The organism is Ruegeria sp. BF6 (assembly GCF_056538665.1).
Map to the genome: position 1 here is coordinate 155610 of NZ_JBQFTN010000003.1, position 11705 is coordinate 167314.

General features: G+C 59.1%; 11 protein-coding genes. 9 read left to right on the plus strand and 2 right to left on the minus strand.

The annotated features are described in order from the left end of the window. Window positions 1-63: 63 nt before the first annotated feature. Window positions 64-2781, minus strand: coding sequence for a preprotein translocase subunit SecA (gene secA, locus ACR0IM_RS11130; protein WP_480681951.1), 2718 nt, complete (start codon window positions 2779-2781; stop codon window positions 64-66). Window positions 2782-2957: 176 nt separating this feature from the next. On the opposite strand from secA, the gene ACR0IM_RS11135 reads away from it, so the two are divergent. From ACR0IM_RS11135 to mutT, 3 genes are read left to right on the plus strand one after another with little or no spacing between them, the layout of a single operon-like run. Continuing rightward, entirely contained in the window at window positions 2958-3806 is an 849-nt protein-coding gene (locus ACR0IM_RS11135; protein ID WP_480591834.1) for a peptidylprolyl isomerase, read from the plus strand. A 6-nt stretch (window positions 3807-3812) separates the two neighbouring features. Next, window positions 3813-5039, plus strand: coding sequence for a bifunctional glutamate N-acetyltransferase/amino-acid acetyltransferase ArgJ (gene argJ / locus ACR0IM_RS11140; RefSeq protein ID WP_480681952.1), 1227 nt, complete (start codon window positions 3813-3815; stop codon window positions 5037-5039). Next, window positions 5036-5434: an 8-oxo-dGTP diphosphatase MutT gene (mutT, locus tag ACR0IM_RS11145; RefSeq protein WP_480591829.1), complete on the plus strand. Its 399-nt coding sequence runs from the start codon at window positions 5036-5038 to the stop codon at window positions 5432-5434. The genes argJ and mutT overlap by 4 nt, the downstream gene beginning before the upstream one ends. A 69-nt stretch (window positions 5435-5503) precedes the next feature. Here the strand turns inward: mutT and ACR0IM_RS11150 are convergent, their stop codons facing one another. Then, complete coding sequence (locus tag ACR0IM_RS11150; RefSeq protein ID WP_480591826.1) at window positions 5504-5923, minus strand: putative quinol monooxygenase; 420 nt, start codon at window positions 5921-5923, stop codon at window positions 5504-5506. A 331-nt stretch (window positions 5924-6254) separates the two neighbouring features. On the opposite strand from ACR0IM_RS11150, the gene ACR0IM_RS11155 reads away from it, so the two are divergent. The 6 genes from ACR0IM_RS11155 (at window position 6255) to ACR0IM_RS11180 (ending at window position 11644) form a co-directional block, all read left to right on the plus strand. Next, window positions 6255-8198, plus strand: a complete 1944-nt coding sequence (locus ACR0IM_RS11155; protein WP_480682114.1) for an AMP-binding protein — start codon at window positions 6255-6257, stop codon at window positions 8196-8198. A gap of 78 nt (window positions 8199-8276) precedes the next feature. Continuing rightward, a complete protein-coding gene (locus ACR0IM_RS11160) occupies window positions 8277-9095 on the plus strand; it encodes an ABC transporter ATP-binding protein (RefSeq protein WP_480591824.1) in 819 nt (272 codons plus the stop codon). Window positions 9096-9124: 29 nt separating this feature from the next. Next, on the plus strand, window positions 9125-10111 hold the full coding sequence (locus ACR0IM_RS11165) for a branched-chain amino acid ABC transporter permease (RefSeq protein WP_480641370.1): 987 nt from the start codon (window positions 9125-9127) through the stop codon (window positions 10109-10111). Next, entirely contained in the window at window positions 10098-10307 is a 210-nt protein-coding gene (locus tag ACR0IM_RS11170; RefSeq protein ID WP_480681953.1) for a hypothetical protein, read from the plus strand. Before ACR0IM_RS11165 ends, ACR0IM_RS11170 begins: the two co-directional genes overlap by 14 nt. Then, window positions 10307-10564: a hypothetical protein gene (locus ACR0IM_RS11175; RefSeq protein WP_480641368.1), complete on the plus strand. Its 258-nt coding sequence runs from the start codon at window positions 10307-10309 to the stop codon at window positions 10562-10564. The genes ACR0IM_RS11170 and ACR0IM_RS11175 overlap by 1 nt, the downstream gene beginning before the upstream one ends. Window positions 10565-10567: 3 nt before the next feature. After that, window positions 10568-11644, plus strand: a complete 1077-nt coding sequence (locus ACR0IM_RS11180; protein ID WP_480591815.1) for a branched-chain amino acid ABC transporter permease — start codon at window positions 10568-10570, stop codon at window positions 11642-11644. Window positions 11645-11705: the final 61 nt, after the last annotated feature.

Below are 11705 nucleotides of genomic sequence, written 5' to 3' on the forward strand. Positions count from 1 at the left end.
ATGGTCAATCACGGCCAATATGTGGCCGTGGCGGGGACTCAATGTGTCTGCGATTAGCTGACGTTAGGTCAGGCGTCCGTGGCAATGTTTGAACTTTTTGCCCGACCCACAGGGGCACCGGTCGTTGCGCGACGGGTTGCCCCATGTGCTGGGATCGTTCTCGTCAAAACCGGGCAGCGGATCGCCCGAGGCTTGGGCCTCGGCCGTGGCTTCGGCACGGTCCGCAGCCTGATCAACGGACTTTTGCGCCTGTGCCTGCTGAGCCGCCATCTGCGCCAGCATTTCCTTTTGCTCTTCCTCGGTCAACGGACGCACGCGCGACAAATGCTGGGTCACGGTTTCGCGCAGGCTGTCAAGCATCCCTTCGAACAGCTGGAAGCTTTCGTTTTTGTATTCGTTCAGCGGATCGCGCTGGGCGTAACCGCGGAAGCCTACGACCGAGCGCAGATGTTCCAGCGTCAGCAAGTGCTCGCGCCATTTACTGTCGATGGTCTGCAGCAGAACCTGCTTTTCGATGTTGCGCATGTTTTCGGGACCGAAGGCAGCTGCCTTCTGCGCCATCATCTCGTCGGCGGCATTGACCAGACGTTCGCGCACCTGTTCATCATCGACGCCTTCCTCGGCGGCCCAGTCCTGTACGGGTGCATCGATGGTCAGCTTTTCCTTGATCGCCTCGTGCAGGCCGTCGGTGTCCCACTGATCGGCATAGGATTTCGGCGGCATGTATTCGTCGATCAGGTCGTCGATCACCTGTTCGCGCATGTCCGAGACGATCTCGGACAGATCATCCGAGGACATGATCTCGCGCCTTTGGCTGAACACCACTTTCCGCTGATCGTTCATCACGTCGTCGAATTTCAGAACATTCTTGCGCATGTCGAAGTTGCGGCCTTCGACCTTGGATTGCGCGCGTTCCAGCGACTTGTTGACCCAAGGGTGAACGATGGCCTCGCCCTCTTTCATGCCCAGTGTGGTCAGGACCTTGTCCAGCCTCTCTGACCCGAAAATGCGCATCAGGTCGTCTTCGAGGCTCAGGTAGAACACCGTGCGGCCCGGGTCGCCCTGACGGCCCGAACGGCCACGCAGCTGGTTGTCAATGCGGCGGCTTTCGTGGCGTTCGGACGCCATCACGTAAAGACCACCTGCGGCGAGAACCTTTTCTTTTTCTTCCGCGTGACGCGCCTCTTCGGCGGCGCGCAACTGTGCCGGGTCGGCTTCGGGGTTTTCCGCCAGCGCCTGCAGAACCTTCATTTCCACATTGCCGCCCAACTGAATGTCGGTACCGCGGCCGGCCATGTTGGTGGCGATGGTCACCGCGCCCAGACGGCCGGCATCGGCGACGATCTGCGCCTCTTGCTCGTGCTGGCGGGCGTTCAGAACGTTATGCGCGATTCCTTCTTTTTGCAGCAGTTGGCTCAGCAGTTCGGATTTCTCGATGGACGTGGTGCCCAGCAGGACCGGTTGGCCCTTTTCCTGCGCCTCTTTGGTCTGTTCGATCATCGCGTTGTATTTCTCGGCACCGGTGCGATAGACCTGATCGTCTTCGTCCACACGGGCGATCGGCTTGTTGGTTGGAACCTCGACCACGCCCAGACCGTAGATTTCGGCAAACTCCTCGGCCTCCGTCAGCGCGGTGCCGGTCATGCCGCTCAGCTTGTCGTACAGGCGGAAATAGTTCTGGAAGGTCACGCTGGCCAGCGTCACGTTCTCGGGCTGGATCTGTACGCCTTCCTTGGCTTCGATGGCCTGATGCAGGCCTTCCGACAGGCGGCGGCCCGGCATCATGCGGCCGGTGAATTCGTCGATCAGCACGACATTGCCGTCACGCACGATGTAATCCTTGTCGCGCGTGAACAGCTTGTGCGCGCGCAGGCCCTGGTTCACGTGATGCACGACCGTGGTGCTTTCGGGATCATAAAGCGAATGGCCTTCGGGGATCAGGCCTGCGGCAATCAGCTGCTGTTCCAGAAACTCGTTGCCCTCGTCGGTGAAAGTCACGTTGCGAGATTTCTCGTCCAGCGAGAAGTGATCATCGCTCAGCGACGGAATCAGTGCGTCGATGGCGGTATACAGGTCCGAGCGGTCCTGCGACGGACCCGAGATGATCAGCGGCGTCCGCGCCTCGTCGATCAGGATCGAGTCGACCTCGTCCACGATCGCGAAATTGTGGTACTTCTGGTAAATCTCGGCCAGATCGGCCTTCATGTTGTCGCGCAGGTAATCGAAGCCCAGCTCGTTGTTGGTGGCATAGGTGATGTCACAGGCGTAGGCGGCTTTCTTTTCGGCATCGGGCTGGCCCGACCAGATCACGCCGGTGGTCATGCCGACGGCAGCAAACACCTTGCCCATCCATTCCGAGTCCCGTTTGGCCAGGTATTCGTTCACCGTGACCACATGCACGCCCTTGCCGGTCAGCGCGTTCAGATAGGCAGGGAAGGTGGCGACCAGCGTCTTGCCCTCACCCGTTTTCATTTCCGAGATGTTGCCCTGATGCAGGAAGGTTCCGCCCATCAGCTGCACGTCAAAGGCACGCAGACCCAACGCGCGCTTGGCGCCTTCGCGCACGTTGGCAAAGGCTTCTGGCAGAAGATCATTCAGACTTTCGCCATCCAGCGCGCGCTTGCGCAACTCGGCGGTCTTTTCGATCAGGCCTTCGTCGGACAGCTTCTCGAACTCGGGTTCCAGCGCGTTAATCTTTTCGATCAGCGGGCGGGTCGCCTTGATCTTGCGGTCGTTCGGTGTTCCGAACACCTTTTTGGCGAGCGTTCCGAGTCCCAGCATGTTCACTCCAGCGGATCTGTTCTTATCGTGGTTGCGACAGGCTTGCCCACCTTGCGCGCAACCCATAGATACGGGGGGTGAAAGGCGGCCCTGTCCAAGGCTTCAAAGCGATGTAAGCGGCAGGTCCCAGAGTGTCAACGCTGCGCCCTGTCGCGGCAAAGAAATAGGATGATTCCATGCCCAAAGGCCTCACTTTTCTGCCATCGCTGGCGCTTGCCGCAACGATGGCCCTGCCATTGGCCGCCGAAACCAAACCCGACGCCAGCACTGTCATCGCGCGCGTGAACGGGGATGAGATCACATTGGGTCACGTCATCGCCACCGGAGCGGTTCTGCCGGAACAATACCAGCAGATCGAAGACGACGTCCTGTACGAACTGATAGTCGACCAGTTGATCCAGCAGACCCTGCTGGGCCAGCAGCAGGATGCATTGTCCAAGCTGAATACGCTGGCGATCGAAAACGAGACGCGGTCCCTGCGGGCGGTGCAGACAGTGAATGCGCTGATCGAAGAAGAGCTGACGGATGAGACGATCCAGGCGGCCTATGACGCGAAATACGCCGATTTCAAAGGTGCGGATGAATTCAACGCCAGCCACATCCTCGTGGAAACTGAAGAAGAAGCCAAAGAGATCAAGGCGCAACTGGACGACGGCGCCGATTTTGCCGAGCTGGCCAAGGAAAAATCGACCGGCCCCTCCGGTCCGAATGGGGGTGAGTTGGGCTGGTTCGGCTCGGGCCAGATGGTTCCAGCCTTCGAGGCGGCCGTGATCAGCCTGGAAAAGGGTCAGGTATCTGAGCCGGTGAAAACCCAGTTCGGCTGGCACGTGGTCACCCTGAACGACAAGCGCAAATCCGAAGCGCCCGAACTGGAGCAGGTCCGTGCCGAGTTGAGCCAGACCCTGCAGCAAGAAGTCATTCAGGCCCGGATCGACGAACTGACACAGCAGGCCGAGATCGAACGCCCCGCGCTGGAAGGCGCCGGTCCCGAGGTTCTGCGTCAGACCGATCTGATTCAGGAGTAAACACTCGTGGCCACGATCACCAAGGTCTCTCCGCTGGCTCCGGCGGCTTTTCCCGAATTGCCCGCAATTGACGGTGCGCGTTTCGCCACCGTCGAGGCAGGCGTGCGTTATCAGGGACGCACCGACGTCATGCTGGCGGTTCTGGATCCGGGCACTTCGGTGGCCGGGGTTTTTACCCGGTCTGCCACCCGCGCGGCACCGGTGCTGGATTGTCAGGACAAGATCGGTGGGGCCAGTGACGGCCCGGCGGCGATTCTTGTGAACTCGGGCAATGCCAACGCTTTCACCGGGCATTACGGTCAGACTTCGGTGGCCGAGGTGACGCAGGCTGTGTCCAAAGCCACTGGAGTTCCGGTCGAGCGAGTCTTTACCTCGTCTACCGGAGTGATCGGCGAACCGCTGCCCCACGACCGCATCGTTGCCCAGCTTGAGACGCTGAAAGCGGGGCTCAGCCGCCATGCCATCGAGGATGCCGCACGCGCCATCATGACCACCGACACTTTCCCGAAAGGGTCCTCGGCTCAGGTCGAGATTGACGGCAAAACAGTCTCTATTGCAGGGATTGCTAAGGGTTCCGGCATGATCGCGCCGGATATGGCGACGATGCTGGTCTATATCTTCACCGATGCGCAGGTCGAGCAATTGGCATTGCAGGCGATGCTGGGTGCGCAGACCGACCGGACCTTCAACTGCATCACCGTGGACAGCGATACTTCGACCTCGGACAGCCTGCTGCTGTGCGCCACCGGCGCGTCAGGTGTGGTTGCCACCGGCAACGCCGCCTTTGCCGAGGCGTTGGAAACCGTAATGCTGGACCTTGCGCAGCAGGTTGTGCGCGACGGGGAAGGCGCCACGAAGTTCGTGGAAATCCGCGTGACCGGGGCCGCCTCGGACGCGGATGCCAAGGTGCACGGGCTGGCCATCGCCAACTCTCCGCTGGTGAAAACCGCCATCGCGGGTGAGGACCCGAATTGGGGCCGCGTCGTCATGGCCATCGGTAAATCCGGTGCGGCAGCGGATCGCGACCTGTTGAGCATCTCTTTCGGCGACATTCTGGTGGCCGAAAAAGGCTGGGTCAGCCCGGACTACCGCGAGGAAGACGCGGCCACCTATATGAAAGGTCAGGATCTGGTGATCGCCGTCGATCTGGGGCTGGGTGAGGGGCAATCCACCGTTTGGACCTGCGACCTGACCCATGGATATATTGAGATCAACGCGGATTACCGCTCGTGAAAACTGTTCTGGTATCTGCTGTCGCCCTGATCGATATTGAGGGCCGGGTGCTGCTGGCGCAGCGCCCGGAGGGCAAATCCATGGCCGGTTTGTGGGAGTTCCCCGGCGGCAAGATAGAACCCGGCGAAACCCCCGAGGCCGCCCTGATCCGCGAATTGCACGAGGAACTGGGCATCGACACCTGGGCCTCGTGCCTCGCGCCACTGACCTTTGCCAGCCACAGCTATGACGATTTCCACCTGCTGATGCCTCTGTTTGCCTGCCGGAAGTGGGAAGGCATTCCTCAGTCCAAAGAAGGTCAGGCGCTGAAATGGGCGCATGCGAAAGAGCTGCGCAATTACCCGATGCCTGCGGCGGACGTGCCGCTGATCCCGATATTGCGGGATTGGTTGTAGCAGCACTGCGCCGCCGGTGCCGAACTCTGTTGAATTAGGCAAACCGCATCAATCAATGCCTTGGGATGCTCAGCGGGCAAAGCCTGCAATTTTCTCCAGGTAGACCGCTGGTGCGTCTGCAAAGACTTCTTTGAGGTCATCTTCGGCCGGGCCATAGACGGCTATGCTTTCGACAGTGAAGGTGGCAAAAAAATCGTCAGCAAAATTTGATCCAAAATTCCCCATATGGACCATTGCTGCCGCATTGTTGGCATAACGTTCATAGATATGTACCGTGTCGCCGGACCGCATGTATTCATAGATCAATGCGTCAGGTTCGTTGGTCATCGTTGCGTCCGACATCCGGGTCAACAGTGGCACAACGTTGTCCCCCATGCCTTCGTTGATGGACATAACAATGCTCCAGTGGACGTCGTCAGAACTCTGATCATCCGCCAAAGCGCCGGTTGACGCAAAGGCCAGTATCATGGCGGCTACAATATGTTTCATAATTACTCTCCCAAAGAAAATAAGGTTCAGGATCGCATTCGAGTGTCCTTACGTCAACTTTCGGGCATCGTGGAGGGAGAGATGCGATTGTTGCCACCTCACCCTTTCCCAATGAGACTACATTGGTTTGGCGCAGCACCTTTCCGGTCGCCTGTTACAATTCGTAATAATTGAGAAAACATCAGGCAAAACTTGACGCTGATCTTTCTCGCGTCCCTTATCGGGGCATTGGCGTTCGGGCACCATCCCGGACCCGCCATTTCCGACCCGGAGGAGGGGTCGGGTGGGGAGGAGAAAGAGATTGGCTCAGACGCAGTCGGGCGCGGACGGGATGGCCTCCCTTCCGGCGCTGCTACATCGAAATGCGACACAGTTCGGGGATGCCCCGGCCTATCGGGAAAAGGAATTCGGCATCTGGCAATGCTGGACCTGGGCGGAAACCGCTGCCGAGGTCCGCGCGCTGGCGCTTGGATTTCTGGAGATTGGCGTTGAAAAGGGTGACCATATTGCCGTGATCGGCCGCAACCGTCCGGCACATTACTGGTCGATGGTTGCCGCACAGATGGTCGGTGCGGTTCCGGTGCCTCTGTATCAGGACTCGGTGGCCGAAGAGATGGCCTATGTGCTGGAGCATTGCGGCGCGAAATACGTGGTCTGCGGTGATCAGGAGCAGGTCGACAAGGTCATCGAGATTCAGGAAAACCTGCATCAGGTCAAACACATCCTCTATACCGACAAGCGCGGGATGCGGAAATACGACCACTCCCAGATGAATGCGCTGGAAGACCTGAAGGCCGAGGGCAGCGCGGGCCATCAGCGCTTTGATGCGGAACTGGACCAGCGAACTGCTGCGATCACCTATGACGACACCTGCGTGATGCTCTATACCTCGGGCACCACGGGTAAGCCCAAGGGTGTGGTGCTGTCGAACCGCAACGTGATCGAAAGCGCCAAGAATTCGGCCAAATTTGATCACCTGACCCGGAACGAGGACATCCTGTCTTACCTGCCGATGGCCTGGGTGGGCGATTTCATCTTCTCCATCGGTCAGGCCTATTGGTGCGGGTTCTGCGTGAACTGCCCCGAAAGCGCCGACACGATGATGACCGACCTGCGCGAGATCGGGCCGACCTATTTCTTCGCCCCGCCGCGCGTGTTCGAGACTCAGCTGACCAATGTGATGATCCGGATGGAGGATGCGGGCAAGTTGAAGCAACGCATGTTTCACCACTTCATGGCGCACGCCAAGAAAGTCGGCGGCTTGCTGCTGGACGGTAAGCCCGTCGGTTTTGGGGACCGTATGAAATATGCGCTGGGCAATTTGCTGGTTTATGGCCCGCTCAAGGATACGCTGGGCTATGGCCGCTTTCGTGTGGGGTATACTGCTGGTGAGGCGATCGGGCCGGAGATTTTCGACTTCTATCGTTCGCTGGGCATCAACCTGAAGCAGCTCTACGGCCAGACCGAAGCCACCGTTTTCATCACGGTACAGCCGGATGGTGAGGTGCGTGCGGATACGGTTGGTGTGCCCGCGCCGGCGGTTGAGTTGAAGATCGGCGATAATGGCGAGATCTATTATCGCTCGCCCGGTGTGTTCGTCGAGTACTACAACAACCCCGATTCCACCGCTTCGACCAAGGATGCCGAAGGCTGGGTGGCCACCGGAGACGCTGGATTCATCGAGGAAAGCTCGGGTCATCTGCGTATCATCGACCGCGCTAAGGATGTAGGCAAGATGGCCGACGGCTCGATGTTCGCGCCGAAATATGTCGAGAACAAGCTGAAGTTCTATCCAGATATTCTGGAGGTCGTGCTGTTCGGCAATGGCAAGGATCGCTGCGTCGCCTTCATCAATATCGACCTTACCGCAGTGGGGAACTGGGCCGAGCGCAACAATGTGGCCTATGCGTCCTACCAGGAACTGGCGGGTCATCCCCGTGTGTTAGAGACGATAAAATCCCACGTGGAAGAGGTGAACAAATCCGTGGCGGCGGATGAGATGCTGTCGGGCTGCCAGGTGCATCGCTTTGTAGTTCTACACAAGGAACTGGATGCGGATGACGGTGAGATGACCCGCACGCGGAAGGTGCGGCGCGGGTTCGTCGAAGAGAAGTTCCAGGACATCATTGATGCGCTTTACGACGGGTCCAAGAGTGTCTCAACAACGACCGAGGTGACCTATGAGGACGGCCGTAAGGGGTCGATCTCGGCGACGCTGGAGATTGTGGACGCACCGGTGGTGCCGGTGGCGCAGCACAAGGTGGCTGCGGAATGAGTGCCGGTCGTGCGCCGCTCGACCTCTGGTCGTCGCCCCGCCCGCCGTCCCGTTTTTGCAAAAGTCAGGGAGTGACTGATGCTGGATAGTACCGAAGGATATGTCACCGAGGACGGTCGCAAGATCGGCGGCGTGGTGATGGAGATGAAAAACATCACCCTGCGCTTTGGCGGTGTGATTGCGATCAAGGATATCTCGTTCGACATTCGTGAGGGCGAGATTCGCGCCATCATCGGGCCGAACGGGGCGGGCAAGTCCTCGATGCTGAACGTGATCTCGGGGTTCTATGTCCCGCAGGAGGGCGAGGTTTGGTTTCACGGCGCCAAGCGCCCGCCGATGCGGCCTTATGAGGTGGCACGTCAGGGCATTGCCCGCACGTTTCAGAATATTGCCCTGTTCGAAGGCATGAGCGTTTTGGACAACGTCATGACCGGGCGGCTGAACTACATGAAGACCAACATGTTCCAGCAGGCCTGGTGGAAGGGCAAGGCCGAGGCGGAAGAGGTGCAAAACCGCGAAGCCGTTGAGAAGATCATCGACTTTCTGGAAATCCAGCACATCCGCAAGACACCCGTTTCCCGCCTGCCCTACGGTTTGAAAAAACGGGTCGAGTTGGCGCGCGCGCTGGCGGCCGAACCCAAGCTGCTGCTGCTGGATGAACCGATGGCCGGCATGAATGTCGAAGAGAAAGAGGACATGAGCCGCTTTATCCTCGATGTGAATGACGAGTTCGGCACCACAATCGCCCTGATCGAGCACGACATGGGCGTGGTGATGGACCTGAGCGACCGGGTGGTCGTGATGGATTACGGCAAGAAGATCGGCGACGGCACACCAGACGAGGTGCGCAGCAATCAGGACGTCATCGATGCCTATCTGGGGGTCAGCCATGACTAAGCATCCGACAGACATGAGGAGCGGCGCAGATGCCTGAACAACTCGTATTCGCGATGGAGGTCATCCTCAACGGTCTGATGGCCGGGGTGCTGTATGCGCTGGTCGCGCTGGGTTTTGTACTGATCTACAAGGCCTCCGGAATTTTCAATTACGCCCAAGGGGTTATGGCTCTTTTCGCGGCAATGACGCTGGTCGGAATCATGAGCGGCCAAGTTCCATTTGCGCACATGATCAACGCGACCTTCGGAACGCATGTGCACAAGTTCGGCTGGAATGTGCCGGCACTGCTGGCGATCATCCTGACCATGGGTGTCATGGTGCTGCTGGCCTGGGCGGTGCAGCGGTTCGTCATGCGCCATCTGGTGGGGCAGGAACCGATCATCCTGTTCATGGCCACGATCGGCCTGGCGTATTTCCTTGAGGGCGTGGCCGACCTGATGTGGGGCTCTGAGATCAAGACGCTGGATGTAGGCCTGCCGCAGGGCATCAACCTGTGGATCGATGAAAGCACCTATAACATCTTTGGTTACGGCTTCTTCATCGACAATCTGGACATCGTGGCGACGGTGATTGCAGCTCTGCTGGTAGCGGCTCTGGTGGCGTTCAGCCAATATACCAAACAGGGCCGGGCAATGCGCGCTGTGGCCGATGACCACCAGGCGGCGCTGTCGGTGGGCATCTCGCTGAACTTCATCTGGATCATGGTGTGGTCGGTGGCCGGATTTGTGGCACTGGTCGCGGGCATCATGTGGGGCACCAAGTCGGGCGTTCAGTTCTCGCTGTCGCTGATCGCGCTCAAGGCGCTGCCGGTGCTGATGCTGGGCGGGTTCACCTCGATCCCCGGAGCCATCGTGGGCGGGTTGATCATCGGCGTGGGTGAGAAACTGTTCGAGTTTGCCATCGGCCCACTGGTCGGCGGCGCAACCGAGAACTGGTTTGCTTATGTGTTGGCGCTGATCTTCCTGGTGTTCCGTCCCCAGGGCCTGTTTGGGGAGAAGATCATTGAGAGGGTTTAGGAGCCGTCTGATGTTCGCCGTGGCCGTATCGTGTGTTGCAGCCATGGTGTCGGGTATCGCTGTTCATTCGGGCGGCAAGTATCGCGGACCCGGCGTAGAACCTGCACTGGATACGATAGGTACGATAGCGCTCATGGGGATTTCAGCTGCTGTGATGTTCGTGTTGGTGATGTGGTTTACGTGGTGGGGTTCGTAATGACCAAACTCATCGCCATCATCAACGTGATCGCATGGGCCGGGTTCTGGGCCTTTGGGTACATCGCCATCACCTCGGAAGATCTGACGGACGGTCAGCTGACCATCGCTGCGATCTTGGCCTTCGCCGGGCTGATCATGGGCGTGCTGGCTTATCTGAAACTGGTCCGCGCTTCCGAGGCGAGCGGGTACGCCAAAGGGTCCAATCAACTTGACACCGAAGCCCGCAATCGGGCGCAGGAAGAATGGGAAAAGTAAGACATGTTCTATCGTGAGGCCGGGGACTTCAAAACCTCGTACATTGATGACAGCCAGACCTTTCCGATTAAGTTCGACCGATATCGGTACTATGTCGTGCTGGCGGTGGCGTTCGGGATCATTCCGTTCCTGATCAACGACTATCTGGCCAACGCGCTGTTGCTGCCGTTCCTGATCTACGCGATCGCGGCGATCGGCCTGAACATTCTAGTGGGGTATTGCGGTCAGGTGTCGTTGGGCACCGGGGGATTCATGGCCGTGGGCGCCTATGCCTGCTACAAGCTGATGACCGCTTTCCCGGATGTCAGCATGTTCATCCATGTGATCCTGGCCGGGGGGATCACGGCCTTTGTCGGCGTGTTGTTCGGTCTGCCATCACTTCGGATCAAGGGCTTCTATCTGGCGGTGGCCACGCTGGCAGCGCAGTTCTTTCTGGTGTGGTTGTTCAACCGGGTGCCGTGGTTCTACAACTACTCGGCTTCGGGTCAGATCAACGCGCCGGAACGTGACGTGTTTGGCATCATCATCACCGGGCCGAACGCGCCCGCATGGGCGACCTACCTGTTCTGCCTGATCTTTCTGACCGTCTGTGCCCTGATCGCACGCAACCTGACGCGCGGCACCACCGGGCGCAGCTGGATGGCAATCCGCGACATGGATATCGCGGCCGAGATCATCGGGGTGAATCCGCTGAAGGCGAAACTGACCGCCTTTGCCGTCAGCTCGTTTTTTGTGGGCATCGCAGGAGCACTGTTCTTTGCGGTCTATCTGGGCGCGGTCGAGGTCGGCGAGGCTTTTGGAATCCAGAAATCGTTCCTGGTGCTGTTCATGATCATTATCGGCGGGTTGGGCTCGATTTTCGGCTCGTTCGCGGGGGCGGCGTTTCTGGTGCTGCTGCCGGTGGTACTGAAAGTGGTCGGCGCTGACTGGCTGGGCTGGCCCACGGATATCGTGGCGCATCTGCAGCTGGTGATCGTTGGCGGGCTGATCATCCTGTTCCTGATCCTTGAACCGCATGGTCTGGCGCAGCTGTGGCGCGTGGCGAAAGAAAAACTCAGACTCTGGCCGTTCCCGCACTAAGGGGCAGGCCCAATCAGATAACGGGTGCAAAAGCCCGACCCCAACATCGGATAAACCAAGG

Excerpts from the sequence above, each read along its gene's own strand:
- ACR0IM_RS11180 (WP_480591815.1), top strand. The coding sequence starts at position 10,568 with ATGTTCTATCGTGAGGCCGGGGACTTCAAAACCTCGTACATTGATGAC.
- ACR0IM_RS11175 (WP_480641368.1), top strand. The coding sequence starts at position 10,307 with ATGACCAAACTCATCGCCATCATCAACGTGATCGCATGGGCCGGGTTC.
- ACR0IM_RS11165 (WP_480641370.1), top strand. The coding sequence starts at position 9,125 with ATGCCTGAACAACTCGTATTCGCGATGGAGGTCATCCTCAACGGTCTG.
- ACR0IM_RS11160 (WP_480591824.1), top strand. The coding sequence starts at position 8,277 with ATGCTGGATAGTACCGAAGGATATGTCACCGAGGACGGTCGCAAGATC.
- secA (WP_480681951.1), bottom strand. The coding sequence starts at position 2,781 with ATGCTGGGACTCGGAACGCTCGCCAAAAAGGTGTTCGGAACACCGAAC.
- ACR0IM_RS11150 (WP_480591826.1), bottom strand. The coding sequence starts at position 5,923 with ATGAAACATATTGTAGCCGCCATGATACTGGCCTTTGCGTCAACCGGC.
- ACR0IM_RS11135 (WP_480591834.1), top strand. The coding sequence starts at position 2,958 with ATGCCCAAAGGCCTCACTTTTCTGCCATCGCTGGCGCTTGCCGCAACG.
- ACR0IM_RS11155 (WP_480682114.1), top strand. The coding sequence starts at position 6,255 with ATGGCCTCCCTTCCGGCGCTGCTACATCGAAATGCGACACAGTTCGGG.